The organism is Pseudomonas sp. lyk4-R2A-10, assembly GCF_030209075.1.
In the GTDB taxonomy this organism is placed as follows: Bacteria; Pseudomonadota; Gammaproteobacteria; order Pseudomonadales; family Pseudomonadaceae; genus Aquipseudomonas; species Aquipseudomonas glycinae.
In genome coordinates, this window is record NZ_JARVSR010000016.1 from 215,356 (window position 1) to 228,792 (window position 13,437).

Genomic DNA, 13,437 nt, shown 5'->3' on the forward strand with positions numbered 1-13,437 from the left:
AATATTCTTCTTGCCCGGGCCTATGATTGTTGTAGGACAAGATTTCTTTTATCGAAGAATGACTGCCAGCTCACTACAAGAAATTCACAAGATCGAGCGTAGAAGCCATGACCCAAGCGTATGAACCGCTGCGTCTGCACGTCCCTGAACCCTCGGGCCGCCCAGGCTGCAAAACCGATTTCTCCTACCTGCATCTGACCGATGCCGGCACGGTGCGCAAACCTTCCATCGACGTAGAACCCGCCGACACCGCCGACCTGGCCCGTGGCCTGATCCGCGTGCTCGACGACCAGGGCAACGCCCTCGGCCCATGGGCTGAAAACGTTCCGGTCGAGATCCTGCGCAAAGGCATGCGCGCCATGCTCAAGACCCGGATCTACGACAACCGCATGGTGGTTGCCCAGCGTCAGAAAAAAATGTCGTTCTACATGCAGAGCCTTGGCGAAGAAGCCATTGGCAGTGCCCAGGCCCTGGCCTTGAACATCGACGACATGTGCTTCCCCACCTACCGCCAGCAAAGCATTCTGATGGCCCGCGACGTACCGCTGGTCGACCTGATCTGCCAGTTGCTGTCCAACGAGCGCGATCCACTCAAGGGACGTCAGCTGCCGATCATGTACTCGGTCAAGGACGCCGGTTTCTTCACCATTTCCGGTAACCTCGCCACCCAGTTCATTCAGGGCGTGGGCTGGGGCATGGCCTCGGCGATCAAAGGCGACACCAAAATCGCCTCGGCCTGGATCGGCGACGGCGCCACCGCCGAATCGGACTTCCACACCGCCCTCACCTTCGCTCACGTCTATCGTGCGCCGGTGATCCTCAACGTGGTCAACAACCAGTGGGCGATCTCGACCTTCCAGGCCATCGCCGGTGGTGAAGCCACCACCTTCGCCGGACGCGGTGTCGGTTGCGGCATCGCCTCGCTGCGGGTGGATGGCAACGATTTTTACGCGGTCTACGCCGCCTCCGCCTGGGCTGCCGAACGCGCCCGCCGCAACCTCGGCCCGACCATGATCGAATGGGTCACCTACCGCGCCGGCCCGCACTCGACCTCCGACGATCCGTCCAAATACCGTCCTGCCGACGACTGGAGCCACTTCCCGCTGGGCGACCCGATTGCCCGCCTGAAACAGCACCTGATCAAAGTCGGCCACTGGTCGGAAGAAGAGCACGCCGCCGTCAGCGCCGAGCTCGAAGCCGAAGTGATCGCCGCACAGAAACAGGCCGAACAGTACGGCACCCTCGCCGGCGGCCAGATTCCGAGCGCCGCCACCATGTTCGAAGACGTCTACAAAGAGATGCCGGAGCACTTGAAGCGCCAGCGTCAGCAGTTGGGGATCTGACATGAACGATCACAACAACAATATTCAGTTGGAAACCGCCATGACCACGACCACCATGACCATGATCCAGGCCCTGCGCTCGGCCATGGATGTGATGCTTGAGCGTGACGACAACGTGGTGGTGTTCGGACAGGACGTCGGCTACTTCGGCGGCGTGTTCCGTTGCACCGAAGGCTTGCAGACCAAGTACGGCACCTCGCGGGTGTTCGATGCGCCGATTTCCGAGAGCGGTATCGTCGGCGTCGCGGTGGGCATGGGCGCTTATGGCTTGCGTCCGGTGGCCGAGATTCAGTTCGCCGACTACGTGTACCCGGCGTCCGACCAGATCATTTCCGAGGCCGCCCGTCTGCGTTATCGCTCGGCCGGCGAGTTCACCGCCCCGATGACCCTGCGCATGCCTTGCGGCGGTGGCATCTACGGCGGCCAGACCCACAGCCAGAGCATCGAGGCGATGTTCACTCAGGTCTGCGGTCTGCGCACCGTCATGCCGTCCAACCCGTATGACGCCAAAGGCCTGCTGATCGCCTCCATCGAAAACGATGACCCGGTGATCTTCCTCGAGCCAAAACGCCTGTACAACGGCCCGTTCGACGGCCACCACGACCGCCCGGTGACCCCGTGGTCGAAACACCCGCAAGCCCAGGTGCCGGACGGTTACTACACCGTGCCGCTGGACGTTGCCGCGATTACCCGTCCGGGCAAGGACGTGACCGTGCTGACCTACGGCACTACTGTGTACGTGTCGCAAGTCGCTGCTGAAGAAAGCGGCGTTGACGCTGAAGTCATCGACCTGCGCAGCTTGTGGCCGCTGGACCTGGAAACCATCGTCAAATCCGTGAAGAAAACCGGCCGTTGCGTCGTGGTTCACGAAGCTACCCGCACCTGCGGATTCGGCGCCGAACTGGTGTCGCTGGTGCAAGAGCATTGCTTCCATCACCTGGAAGCGCCGATCGAACGCGTCACCGGTTGGGACACCCCCTACCCGCACGCGCAGGAGTGGGCGTATTTCCCTGGGCCGTCCCGAGTGGGCGCGGCGCTGAAACGGGTCATGGAGGTCTGAATGGGCACGCACGTTATCAAGATGCCGGACATCGGAGAAGGCATCGCAGAAGTAGAACTGTCGCAGTGGCACGTCAAGGTTGGCGACCTGGTCGTTGAAGATCAGGTGCTGGCGGATGTGATGACCGACAAGGCGATGGTCGACATTCCGTCGCCGGTCCACGGCAAGGTGATTGCACTCGGCGGTCAGCCGGGCGAAGTGATGGCGGTCGGCAGTGTGCTGATCAGCATCGAAGTGGAAGGCGCCGGTAATCTGAAGGAGTCGGACAAACCGGCTCCTGTCGCGACAAAAGAAACACCTGTCGCACCAAAAGTTGAAGCTGTCGTTGAAAGCAAACCCGTCGCGCCCCGAACGGCTCCGGTTTGCCAGGGCCCGATGGTTGCCCGCGAAGCCAATGAGCGCCCGCTGGCCTCGCCAGCCGTGCGCAAACACGCGCTGGATCTGGGCATTCAATTACGTCTGGTGCGCGGTTCCGGTCCGGCCGGCCGCGTGCTGCACGAAGACCTCGACGCCTATCTGGCGCAGGGTCAGTCGAATGCTTCGGCGCCGGTCGCCGCTGCGTACGCCCAGCGTAATGATGAAGAACAGATTCAAGTGATCGGCATGCGCCGCAAGATTGCCCAGCGCATGCAGGACGCCACCCAGCGTGCGGCACACTTCAGTTATGTCGAAGAAATTGACGTCACCGCGATTGAAGAACTGCGCGCCCATTTGAACGAAAAACACGGCGCGAGCCGTGGCAAGCTGACCTTACTGCCGTTCCTGGTGCGCGCACTGGTCGTCGCCCTGCGCGATTTCCCGCAGATGAACGCCCGTTACGACGACGAAGCCCAGGTCATCACCCGCCTCGGCGCGGTGCACGTCGGCGTCGCCACCCAAAGCGACGTCGGCCTGATGGTGCCGGTGGTGCGTCACGCCGAAGCGCGCAGCCTGTGGGACAGCGCGGCGGAAATCTCCCGCCTGGCCAACGCCGCCCGCAATGGCAAGGCCAGCCGCGATGAACTGTCCGGCTCGACCATCACCCTGACCAGCCTCGGCGCCCTTGGCGGCATCGTCAGTACCCCGGTGCTGAACCTGCCGGAAGTGGCCATCGTCGGCGTGAACAAAATCGCCGAACGGCCAATGGTCGTCAAAGGCCAGGTGGTGATCCGCAAGATGATGAACCTCTCCAGCTCCTTCGATCACCGCGTGGTCGACGGGATGGACGCGGCGCTCTTCATCCAGGCCATTCGTGGTCTGCTCGAACAACCCGCGACCCTGTTTGTGGAGTGATGGCATGCAATCTCTGAACACCACGCTGCTGATCATCGGCGGCGGTCCTGGCGGTTACGTGACGGCCATTCGTGCCGGGCAACTGGGCATTTCGACCATTCTGGTCGAGGGTGAATCGCTGGGCGGCACCTGCCTGAACATCGGCTGCATTCCGTCGAAAGCGCTGATCCACGTGGCCGAGCAGTTTCACCAGACGCAACATCACAACCAGCATTCGGCACTGGGCATCAGCGTTTCGGCGCCTACCCTCGACATCACTAAAAGCGTCGAGTGGAAGGACGGCATCGTTGATCGCCTGACCACCGGCGTCGCCGCGCTGCTGAAGAAGAACAAGGTTCAGGTCATCAACGGCTGGGCCAAGGTCATCGACGGCAAGACCGTGGAAGTCGGCGACACCCGCATCCAGTGTGAACATCTGGTGCTGGCCACCGGCTCGAAAAGCGTCAATCTGCCGATCCTGCCGATTGGCGGGCCGATCATATCGTCCACCGAGGCGTTGGCGCCGAAGTCGGTGCCGAAACGCCTGATCGTGGTCGGCGGTGGTTACATCGGTCTGGAATTGGGCATTGCCTATCGCAAGCTCGGCGCCGAGGTCAGTGTGGTCGAGGCGCAGGATCGGATCCTGCCGGCCTACGACGCCGAACTGACTCAACCGGTGCACGACGCGCTGAAGCAACTGGGCGTGAAGCTCTACCTCAAGCACAGCGTGCTGGGTTTCGACGGTACGTTGCAGGTGCGCGATCCGAACGGTGACACGCTGAATCTGGAAACCGATCAGGTGCTGGTGGCCGTCGGTCGCAAACCCAATACCCAGGGCTGGAACCTTGAAGCGCTGAACCTGGACATGAACGGCTCGGCGATCAAGATTGACAGCCGCTGCCAGACCAGCATGCGTAATGTCTACGCCATCGGCGACCTGAGCGGCGAGCCGATGCTGGCCCACCGCGCCATGGCCCAGGGCGAAATGGTCGCCGAGCTGATCAGCGGCAAGACCCGCGAATTCAACCCGACCGCCATCGCTGCCGTGTGCTTTACCGACCCGGAACTGGTGGTCGTCGGCAAGACGCCGGACGAGGCCAAGGCGGCGGGACTTGACTGCATCGTGTCGAACTTCCCGTTCGCGGCCAATGGCCGGGCGATGACGCTGGAATCGAAAACCGGCTTCGTGCGGGTGGTCGCCCGTCGAGACAATCATGTGATTGTCGGCTGGCAGGCGGTCGGTGTCGGGGTCTCGGAGCTGTCGACTGCGTTCGCGCAAAGCCTGGAAATGGGCGCGCGACTGGAAGACATCGGCGGCACCATCCATGCACACCCGACTCTGGGTGAAGCGGTGCAGGAAGCGGCGTTGCGTGCGCTTGGGCACGCGTTGCACCTGTAAAAACCCGACACGGGGGAGTTTTTTCATAAGCAGGCTAATAAATCTGCTGCTCCCCCATCGCCCGGGCTGCGAAACCGCTCAAGAATGAAGTATTGTTGTGCCCATCCAAAAAAACGTCAGAAGCCTTGAACCGCTTCGGCGGTTGTTCAGTGATAGAGGGTGTCATGGGTAACGAAAGCATCAACTGGGACAAGCTGGGTTTTGACTACATCAAGACCGACAAACGCTATCTGTCGTACTTTCGCAACGGCGAGTGGGACAAAGGCACCCTGACCGAAGACAACGTGCTGCACATCAGCGAAGGCTCCACTGCCCTTCACTATGGCCAGCAATGCTTCGAAGGCCTGAAGGCCTATCGTTGCAAGGACGGCTCGATCAACCTGTTCCGTCCGGACCAGAACGCCGCGCGCATGCAACGCAGCTGCGCCCGCCTGCTGATGCCGCATGTATCCACCGAGCAGTTCATCGAAGCGTGCAAGGAAGTGGTTCGCGCCAACGAGCGCTTCATCCCGCCTTACGGCACCGGTGGCGCGCTGTACCTGCGTCCGTTCGTGATCGGCGTGGGTGACAACATCGGCGTGCGTACCGCACCTGAGTTCATCTTCTCGGTGTTCGCGATCCCGGTCGGTGCCTACTTCAAGGGCGGCCTGACCCCGCACAACTTCCAGATTTCCACCTTCGACCGCGCCGCGCCACAAGGCACCGGTGCCGCCAAGGTCGGTGGCAACTACGCGGCCAGCCTGATGCCTGGCTCCCAGGCCAAGAAAGCGCACTTCGCTGACGCCATCTACCTGGATCCGCTGACCCACAAGAAGATCGAAGAAGTCGGTTCGGCCAACTTCTTCGGGATCACCCACGACAACAAGTTCGTGACCCCGAACTCGCCATCGGTACTGCCGGGTATCACCCGTCTGTCGCTGATCGAACTGGCCAAGTCCCGTCTGGGCCTGGAAGTGGTCGAAGGCGACGTATTCATCGACAAGCTGTCGGACTTCAAAGAGGCCGGCGCCTGCGGTACTGCGGCGGTGATCACCCCGATCGGTGGCATCAGCTACAACGACCACCTGCACGTATTCCACAGCGAAACAGAAGTCGGCCCTGTGACCCAGAAGCTCTACAAAGAGCTGACCGGCGTGCAGACCGGCGACGTCGAAGCGCCAGCCGGCTGGATCGTCAAGGTTTGATCTGACGGCCAGATGCACAAAAGCCCCCATCGAGTGATCGATGGGGGCTTTTTTATTCGCCTCGCTCGCTGGCCTTCATGGCAATCCGTTTGCCCGCACGACCGGCAATCCCGCTCGCCTGCCCATTCTGCTGCTTGCCCATTCGGGCCTGGGTAATCAATCCGGGAATCAGCTCCCCCTCCGGCAGGTTCTTCCAGAACCGCGTTGGCAAATGCCCTTGCATGACTTTCTCGTTCAACCGCGCCGGGTTGAAGATGTGGCTGTAGTACGTCAGCCACAAGTCACCGTGGGGGTCGTCGACGTTCTGCGCCAGTTGCTGCCACTCCAGCGGACACTGACGTTCATGGATCAGTTGTTCACCATCGTAATAAACCCCATCGCGGGGCGTGGCGATCAGCCAGCGATGCCGGCCCATGCGCCCGATGAAGTGTTCGCTGGCGCTGTGCAGGATGTCGTGGGCCGGTTCGTGCCACGCGACGTATTGCGGGCCCGGCAGCTCTGCCGGGCGCTCGATGAAACGCACGAACGCATGCAGATGATGGGCTTCGCGCTGCACCTGCTTGATCCGCCGCTGCAACTCGCTGCCCAGCTTGTCGCCGGCCATCATTGCCGTACGGTCGCCGTGGCTGACTCGCCACAGCACTTCATACAGCAAACTCCAGCGCTGATCGCCACGGTATCGCGACGCTTGTTCCAAGGTGTCGAGCAGCGCACGCGGAATCCGCGCCTGAAACGGCCCCTGCCCTTCGGGCACCGACACGTCACTGGCGAACAGATCGCTCACGCCTTCCGACGCCCAGCTCACCAGACTCGGATCAATTTCATGGCTGAGCAGCCAGCGCGCCTGCTGGCGCCAGGTGTCGAACAGGTCGTCGCAGTCGAGATTGATCATCCCCACAGCCCCATCTGTTGCGGCATTGGTCGGTCGCGCAATTGCTGATAAAGCATCTGGCTGGTGACTTCCGCCTGCTGAGGGTGGTAATCGCTGGTGATGATGAACGGCTTGGCTTTGGCCAGCACACAGCGCATGCGCGCCACGTCTTCGTAGCGAATGCGCCGCTGCCGACGCAGTTCCACCAGACGTTCGGTGGTGCGCAAGCCGATGCCGGGGATGCGTGAAATCAACGCCGGTTCGGCGCGATTGAGGTCCAGCGGGAACACCTCGCGGTTCTGCAGCGCCCAGGCCAGTTTCGGGTCGATGTCCAACGCCAGATTGCCCGGCCCCTGAAGCAACTCACCGGCGGTATAGCCATAACCGCGCAACAGAAAATCCGCCTGATACAAGCGGTGCTCGCGCATCAGCGGCGGTGCGGCCAAAGGCACGCTTTTCGGGCTGTCGGGAATCGGGCTGAAGGCCGAGTAATAGACCCGGCGCAGACGGAAGTTGCCGTAAAGCGCCTGCGCGCTGTGCAGGATGGTGCTGTCGTCGGTGTCATCGGCACCCACAATCATCTGCGTACTCTGCCCGGCCGGGGCGAACTTTGGTGCGCGGGGTTCGTTGAGCACGGTCTGCACACCGGTGTAGATGGTGTTCATCGCCTGCTTGATCGAACCGATGTGCTTCTCCGGCGCCAGGGTTTGCAGGCTGGCATCCGTGGGCAATTCGATGTTGACGCTCAGGCGATCGGCGTAACGCCCGGCCTCTTCGATCAGCGCGGGATCCGCATCGGGAATGGTTTTGAGATGAATGTAGCCACGGAACTCATGCTCTTCGCGCAGCAACTTCGCGACACGCACCAGTTGCTCCATGGTGTAGTCCGCCGAACGAATGATCCCCGAGCTGAGAAACAACCCGCTGACGCAATTGCGCCGGTAGAAATCCAGGGTCAGCGTCACCACTTCCTCGGGCGTGAAACGCGCACGGGGCACGTCGCTGGAACGGCGGTTGACGCAGTATTGGCAGTCGTAGAGACAGAAATTGGTCAGCAGAATCTTGAGCAGCGACACACAACGCCCGTCCGGCGTGTAGCTGTGGCAAATGCCCATGCCATCAGTCGAACCCAGCCCGTCCTTGCCTTCGGAACTGCGCTTGGGCGCGCCACTGCTGGCGCAGGAGGCGTCGTACTTGGCGGCGTCGGCGAGGATGCTGAGCTTGTCGATGATTTGCATGGCACTGACTCGATACTGTTCGCATATACAGTATAGACAGCGATTGGCTCACACAAGGTGCAATGCCGCTCTTCGTCGGAATGTCGCACCGCAGGAGTCAGGTCAATTTGACTCAGCAGCAGTCAGATTGACTCGATTCCACAAGCGTCATAATGACTATCAACCCTGCGCAGCCCTTGATATTAAAGGCTGTCCGGCATGGCCCGAAAATTGACTGGTCTCCCGTAGCCATTTGGCTGAAGACCAAAAACGGGAGTCGAACATGGATCATGTTTTTCAGGGCAAGCTTGCCGTCATCACCGGTGCCAGTTCGGGCATAGGCCTGGCCGCTACCGAGCGTCTGCTCGATCAAGGCGCGCGCGTATTGGCCATGTCGCGAAAGCTCGGCGCACTGGCCGAACTGCTTGAGCGGTATCCGCAGCAACTGGTGTGGCACTCCGGCGATGTCGCTCAAGCCGCTGACCTTGCCGCTTTGGCCGAGCAAGCTGCACGCATCGGTCCGGTAAGTTTCGTGGTGCCCAACGCCGGTATCGCAGAACTGGCCGACGGGCTCGACAGCTCGGCATTCGGTCGCCAATGGGCAGTAAACGGCGCCGGCGCCCTGAACACCTTGGCCGCCCTGCGCCCGCACCTTGCAGACAAGGCGTCAGTGGTGTTCATCGGTACTTTTCTGGCCCGAATCAGTTTCGCGGGATTGGCCGCCTACATCGCGTCAAAAGCGGCGTTGATCGCCCATGCCCGAACCCTTGCAGTCGAGCTGGCACCCCACGGTGTGCGCATCAATTGCGTTTCCCCCGGCCCGACCGCAACGCCGATCTGGTCGACATTGGGCCTGAGTGACGAAGCGCTCGGCGACGTGGCCCAAGGCGTCAACAAACGACTGCTGGGCGGACAATTCCTAGAACCTGCGGCAGTGGCCGACGTCATTCTGTTCCAGCTGGGCAATGGCGCACGCGGCGTCATCGGTCAGGACTGGGTAGTCGACAGCGGATACACCTTGAGCTAACGCGCATGCACCGATCCGGGCGTGGAATCAGCCAACTGGCGACCTGACGAATCCCGCCCGGCTTCGGGCAAAACCAGCCCCCAGCGCGATGACAATTCTCGGCGCCCCTGCACCGTCAACGTCAGCGCCCGACTGTCCAGATCCTGCGTCACCCATTTGCGCTTCAGCGCCGCCTGCAACAACGCCGCACCGAGCGAACCGCCCAGATGCGGCCGGCGCATGCTCCAGTCCAGACACGGGCAGGCGAACCGTCGGCGCAACGTCGACAGATCCTTGACCTCAATACCCAGCCCTTCAAAAAACGCCTCGCCACTTTCACTGAGGCGATAAACCTGTTCATCGGTTTCCACCAGCCATCCCGTCTCCAGCAAGCGGTCATGCAACAACACCGCCAGCGTCCCGGCCATGTGGTCGTAGCAGGTGCGGGCGAATTGCAGGCGATCCGGTGTATGCGGCTTGAAGGTCGGTGCGGAGTTCTGTCCGATCACCATCAGCGCTTCCAGCGCCTGGGCCACGCGCTTGTCGGCGAGGCTGTAATAACGGTGGCGGCCCTGCACATGCAGGCGCACCAAGGCCAGATCCTTGAGCTTGGCCAGGTGTGCGCTGGCGGTCGAGGCGCTGACTTCGGCAAGGGTTGCCAGCTCGGTGGCGGTGCGGGCGTGGCCGTCCATCAGCGAGCACAGCATTTTGGTTCGCGCCGGTTCCGCGATGGCGGCAGCCACTTGCGAGACGCCGATGTCTTGATGTTCTGCGTGCATATTTCGCTCCCGGACGAATCATCGCCCTCAAGGACTGGAGATAGTAGCAACACTTTCCCCACCGACAAGGTTGCGATCCATGGACCCGATCATCGCGGCGACTCACGCCGATCCCTACCCCTACTACGCCGAACTGCGCGCGGCGGGCGGGCTGACCTTTCATCACGGACTGAAACTGTGGGTTGCCAGCAGCGCCCGCGCGGTATGCGCGGTGCTGGCGCATCCGGATTGCCGGGTACGTCCGGTGCAGGAACCGGTGCCCAAAGCCATCGTCGATGGCATGGCGGGCAAGGTGTTTGGCCTTTTGATGCGCATGAATGACGGCGAAGCTCAGCGCTGCCCGCGTTCGGCCATCGAGCCTCCGCTGGGGTTGATTGATCGGGAAGAAGTCGGCGCACTGGTGTCCGCGCGGTTGATCACCAATGATTCCGACGGGCTCTATAAAGCCATGTTTCGCGGCCCGGTGTGCGTGGTTGCATCGTTGCTCGGATTCACCCCGGCGCAGGCGCGGGTCATCAGTGAACTGACGGCGGATTTCGCGGCGTGTCTGTCGCCGCTGAGCAATGACCTGCAACTGGCGGCAGCGCATCGGGCGGCGGAGCAATTGCGCGGATACTTCATGGAATTGCTGGCGGATCCGAACCCGTTTCTCGCCGACATTCGCCAGCGTTTTGTCGGCGATGCGGACGTGCTGCTCGCCAACCTGATCGGCCTCTGTTCGCAGACGTTCGAGGCCACCGCCGGGCTTATCGGTAATGCGCTGGTGGCGTTGCATCGTCAGCCTGAATTACGCAACGCGTCAGTGGATTCGTTGTTGGCTGAAGTCCAGCGCTTCGATCCCTCGGTACAGAACACTCGCCGTTTTATGGCGAACAGCTGTGAAATCGACGGCGTGCGACTGGAAGCCGGCGACATGATTCTGGTGCTGCTGGCCTCAGCCAATCGTGACCCGGCACTGAATGAAAACCCGGATCGCTTTAGGGTGGATCGCCCGAACCGACGCAGCTTCACGTTCGGCAGCGGTCGGCATCAATGTCCCGGACAGACGCTGGCAATAACGATCGCCAGCGCCACGCTCACTGAAATCCTCGCCCGCAACATTGATCCGGGAAGATTCACGTGGCACTACCGGCCTTCGCTGAATGGACGAGTTCCGATGTTCAGCGAGGTGCAGCCTTAAGCGTTGCGCAATTCGATGGTCAGGTGCGAAAGCTCATGCACCGGCGCCAGGCGCTCACGGATCGCGTCGGCAGTCACGCCCGCCACCGCGACCACACTGACAATCGCCGCCCGCGCCTGCGGGCCGACCTGCCAGACGTGCAGGTCGCTGATGCGCACATCATCGGAGGTTTCCAGCAGTTCGCGGATCTCCTCGGCCACGGGTTCATCGGTGGTGTCGAGCAACACGGCGGCGCTGTCGCGCATCAGGTTCCAGGCCCATTTGGCGATGACGATGGAACCGACGATGCCCATCACCGGATCCATCCACACCCAGCCCAGATAGCGACCGGCCAGCAGCGCGGCAATCGCCAGCACCGATGTCAACGCGTCCGCCAATACGTGCACGTAGGCTGAACGCAGGTTGTTGTCGTGATGGTGGTGATGGCCATGATCGTGGCTGTGGTCGTGACTATGGCCGTGGTCGTGATGGCTGTGGTCGTGATGGCTGTGGTGACCGGCCAGCAGAAAAGCGCTGAGCAGATTGACGCCCAAGCCGACCACGGCGATCAAGGTTGCTTCTCCGAACGCCACACTGGTTGGCTGGAACAGACGGAAAACCGATTCCCCGGCAATCCCCAGCGACACCAGCCCCAGCACCATCGCCGAGGCAAAACCCGCCAGATCACCGACCTTGCCGGTGCCGAAACTGTAGCGTCGGTTGTTGGCGTTACGCCGCGCAAAACCATAGGCCGCCGCCGCGATGCCCAAGGCGCCGGCGTGGGTCGCCATGTGGAAACCGTCGGCCAGCAATGCCATGGAACCGGTGAGATAACCGGCGGCAATTTCGCCGATCATCATCACGAAAGTCAGCACCACCACCCACAGGGTGCGGCGGGCGTTTTCATCGTGCGAAGCACCGAGAAACTGGTGGTTGTGGGAAAAGTCATCAACCTTGAGGGTCATGATGTCGGCGCTCACTTGGAATATCGGCGGATGGCCAGCAGCAACTCTTCCACGCCCTGGGCGCGGGCTTCGTCGCTGAGGTCGGGACGGGCGACATGCTCGCGGGCGTGGGCCTCGATGAACTGCTCCATCAAGCCATTGACCGCGCCGCGAATCGCCGCCATCAGGTGCAACGTCTTGGCACAATCGGCCTCGGATTCCAGCGCTTTTTCAACAGCCTGAACCTGCCCGGCAATGCGCCGGACCCGGTTGAGCAACTCGCCTTTGTGTTCGTGCGTGTGCGACATACCTATACCCCCTACCCCTATATGGCGAGCATAGTCGCTGTTCCGATCGAGAGGGGCAAGGCCTGTTTTCGACCATCCGTCGCAGCTTGAATTTTTGACGTGAAAGGATTGAGGCGGAGCGTCAGTCGGCAACCGACTCTGGAAGGTGTTTCAGAGGCAGGATCGTTGGGAACCCTCGTCTGTCAGGCCCATTGCAGTGGCGAGGACGACGAGAAGCAGAGGTCTACGTCCAGTTGCGCTGCAGCCGACAGGTTGACCAGCGCATCCAGAGAGAACTTGTCGATTTTGCCGTTGAGTACGTCGTTAAGGCGCGGCTGGGTGATGCCTAGACGCTTGGCCGCCTCCTTCTGCGGAAGCTCCCAGGCACGAATCGTTTCGCACAACGTGCGCATCAGCTTGGCCCGCAGGCGCATGTTGGCCGCTTCCTGCGGCGTGTCTTCCAGTGCATCCCAGACGCTTGCGAAACGCTGGGAAGAGTTTTGATGATCCGTCATGGTTCAACCTATTTCCTGGTATCTGGCCCGTGCCAGTTCTATGTCTCGCGTCTCGGTTTTGCGCGTGGTCTTTTGCAGGGCGTGCAGCACATAAATCGCGTCAGGCCGGTTGACCACATAAAACACTCGAAACGCTCCTGAATCCTCGGTGATTCTGATTTCATTGACGCCCCGCCCGACGGTCTTCATGGGGCGCCAGTCAAAGGGTTCGTCACCCTGCTGCAACAGATCCAATTGGAATCCGGCAGCTCTGCGAGCATCGAGGGGAAAAGCTCTCAGATCCTTGAGCGCACTCCCGACAAATACCACGTCCTTGTGTCTTGGCATTGACTTCTCCTGTGTTGGAAGGAAAAGCGTAATAGCCCGGACGGAATCGTGTCGCGGCGGTGTGTTGCAAGGAATGGCAGCGATCACATCCCAGC

At 61.4% G+C, this 13,437-nt stretch carries 14 protein-coding genes; 7 read left to right on the plus strand and 7 right to left on the minus strand.

What is annotated here, in order from left to right:
- Nucleotides 1–107: 107 nt before the first annotated feature.
- From QRN46_RS27060 to QRN46_RS27080, 5 genes are all read left to right on the plus strand, one after another.
- Nucleotides 108–1,343, plus strand: coding sequence for a 3-methyl-2-oxobutanoate dehydrogenase (2-methylpropanoyl-transferring) subunit alpha (locus QRN46_RS27060; protein ID WP_007952906.1), 1,236 nt, complete (start codon nt 108–110; stop codon nt 1,341–1,343).
- A 1-nt stretch (nt 1,344) separates the two neighbouring features.
- A complete protein-coding gene (locus QRN46_RS27065) occupies nt 1,345–2,403 on the plus strand; it encodes an alpha-ketoacid dehydrogenase subunit beta (protein ID WP_003224000.1) in 1,059 nt (352 codons plus the stop codon).
- Complete coding sequence (locus QRN46_RS27070; protein ID WP_285358392.1) at nt 2,404–3,675, plus strand: dihydrolipoamide acetyltransferase family protein; 1,272 nt, start codon at nt 2,404–2,406, stop codon at nt 3,673–3,675.
- A 4-nt stretch (nt 3,676–3,679) separates the two neighbouring features.
- Complete coding sequence (gene lpdA, locus QRN46_RS27075) at nt 3,680–5,053, plus strand: dihydrolipoyl dehydrogenase (protein WP_011334830.1); 1,374 nt, start codon at nt 3,680–3,682, stop codon at nt 5,051–5,053.
- 164 nt (nt 5,054–5,217) lie between these two features.
- Nucleotides 5,218–6,237 carry a branched-chain amino acid aminotransferase gene (locus QRN46_RS27080; RefSeq protein WP_011334831.1) on the plus strand — a complete coding sequence of 340 codons (1,020 nt, stop codon included), beginning with the start codon at nt 5,218–5,220 and terminating at the stop codon, nt 6,235–6,237.
- A 52-nt stretch (nt 6,238–6,289) separates the two neighbouring features.
- Here the strand turns inward: QRN46_RS27080 and QRN46_RS27085 are convergent, their stop codons facing one another.
- Entirely contained in the window at nt 6,290–7,129 is an 840-nt protein-coding gene (locus tag QRN46_RS27085; RefSeq protein ID WP_011334832.1) for a TIGR03915 family putative DNA repair protein, read from the minus strand.
- On the minus strand, nt 7,126–8,346 hold the full coding sequence (locus tag QRN46_RS27090; protein ID WP_011334833.1) for a putative DNA modification/repair radical SAM protein: 1,221 nt from the start codon (nt 8,344–8,346) through the stop codon (nt 7,126–7,128). The genes QRN46_RS27085 and QRN46_RS27090 overlap by 4 nt, the downstream gene beginning before the upstream one ends.
- A 262-nt stretch (nt 8,347–8,608) precedes the next feature.
- On the opposite strand from QRN46_RS27090, the gene QRN46_RS27095 reads away from it, so the two are divergent.
- Nucleotides 8,609–9,352 (plus strand): SDR family NAD(P)-dependent oxidoreductase, encoded by a 744-nt coding sequence (locus QRN46_RS27095; protein ID WP_011334834.1) that lies wholly within the window; start codon nt 8,609–8,611, stop codon nt 9,350–9,352.
- On the opposite strand, the gene QRN46_RS27100 is transcribed toward QRN46_RS27095, so the two are convergent.
- Nucleotides 9,349–10,110, minus strand: a complete 762-nt coding sequence (locus tag QRN46_RS27100; RefSeq protein ID WP_011334835.1) for an ArsR/SmtB family transcription factor — start codon at nt 10,108–10,110, stop codon at nt 9,349–9,351. The genes QRN46_RS27095 and QRN46_RS27100 overlap by 4 nt on opposite strands.
- Before the next feature lie 79 nt (nt 10,111–10,189).
- Between QRN46_RS27100 and QRN46_RS27105 the strand changes: the two genes are divergently transcribed.
- A complete protein-coding gene (locus QRN46_RS27105) occupies nt 10,190–11,290 on the plus strand; it encodes a cytochrome P450 (RefSeq protein ID WP_285358398.1) in 1,101 nt (366 codons plus the stop codon).
- On the opposite strand, the gene dmeF is transcribed toward QRN46_RS27105, so the two are convergent.
- The 4 genes from dmeF to QRN46_RS27125 all read right to left on the minus strand — a co-directional run bounded on the left by dmeF (nt 11,287) and on the right by QRN46_RS27125 (nt 13,342).
- Entirely contained in the window at nt 11,287–12,234 is a 948-nt protein-coding gene (dmeF, locus tag QRN46_RS27110; protein ID WP_285358466.1) for a CDF family Co(II)/Ni(II) efflux transporter DmeF, read from the minus strand. The genes QRN46_RS27105 and dmeF overlap by 4 nt on opposite strands.
- Nucleotides 12,235–12,245: 11 nt before the next feature.
- Nucleotides 12,246–12,521, minus strand: a complete 276-nt coding sequence (locus QRN46_RS27115) for a metal/formaldehyde-sensitive transcriptional repressor (RefSeq protein WP_011334838.1) — start codon at nt 12,519–12,521, stop codon at nt 12,246–12,248.
- Nucleotides 12,522–12,703: 182 nt separating this feature from the next.
- Complete coding sequence (locus QRN46_RS27120) at nt 12,704–13,015, minus strand: helix-turn-helix domain-containing protein (RefSeq protein ID WP_096822566.1); 312 nt, start codon at nt 13,013–13,015, stop codon at nt 12,704–12,706.
- A gap of 3 nt (nt 13,016–13,018) precedes the next feature.
- Nucleotides 13,019–13,342, minus strand: coding sequence for a type II toxin-antitoxin system RelE/ParE family toxin (locus QRN46_RS27125; RefSeq protein WP_065258430.1), 324 nt, complete (start codon nt 13,340–13,342; stop codon nt 13,019–13,021).
- Nucleotides 13,343–13,437 lie beyond the last annotated feature (95 nt).

Coding starts and splice junctions, on each gene's coding strand:
- QRN46_RS27115 (WP_011334838.1), bottom strand. CDS start 12,521: ATGTCGCACACGCACGAACACAAAGGCGAGTTGCTCAACCGGGTCCGG.
- QRN46_RS27085 (WP_011334832.1), bottom strand. CDS start 7,129: ATGATCAATCTCGACTGCGACGACCTGTTCGACACCTGGCGCCAGCAG.
- QRN46_RS27095 (WP_011334834.1), top strand. CDS start 8,609: ATGGATCATGTTTTTCAGGGCAAGCTTGCCGTCATCACCGGTGCCAGT.
- QRN46_RS27125 (WP_065258430.1), bottom strand. CDS start 13,342: ATGCCAAGACACAAGGACGTGGTATTTGTCGGGAGTGCGCTCAAGGAT.
- QRN46_RS27065 (WP_003224000.1), top strand. CDS start 1,345: ATGAACGATCACAACAACAATATTCAGTTGGAAACCGCCATGACCACG.
- QRN46_RS27120 (WP_096822566.1), bottom strand. CDS start 13,015: ATGACGGATCATCAAAACTCTTCCCAGCGTTTCGCAAGCGTCTGGGAT.
- dmeF (WP_285358466.1), bottom strand. CDS start 12,234: ATGACCCTCAAGGTTGATGACTTTTCCCACAACCACCAGTTTCTCGGT.
- QRN46_RS27080 (WP_011334831.1), top strand. CDS start 5,218: ATGGGTAACGAAAGCATCAACTGGGACAAGCTGGGTTTTGACTACATC.
- QRN46_RS27060 (WP_007952906.1), top strand. CDS start 108: ATGACCCAAGCGTATGAACCGCTGCGTCTGCACGTCCCTGAACCCTCG.
- QRN46_RS27090 (WP_011334833.1), bottom strand. CDS start 8,346: ATGCAAATCATCGACAAGCTCAGCATCCTCGCCGACGCCGCCAAGTAC.
- QRN46_RS27100 (WP_011334835.1), bottom strand. CDS start 10,110: ATGCACGCAGAACATCAAGACATCGGCGTCTCGCAAGTGGCTGCCGCC.
- lpdA (WP_011334830.1), top strand. CDS start 3,680: ATGCAATCTCTGAACACCACGCTGCTGATCATCGGCGGCGGTCCTGGC.
- QRN46_RS27070 (WP_285358392.1), top strand. CDS start 2,404: ATGGGCACGCACGTTATCAAGATGCCGGACATCGGAGAAGGCATCGCA.
- QRN46_RS27105 (WP_285358398.1), top strand. CDS start 10,190: ATGGACCCGATCATCGCGGCGACTCACGCCGATCCCTACCCCTACTAC.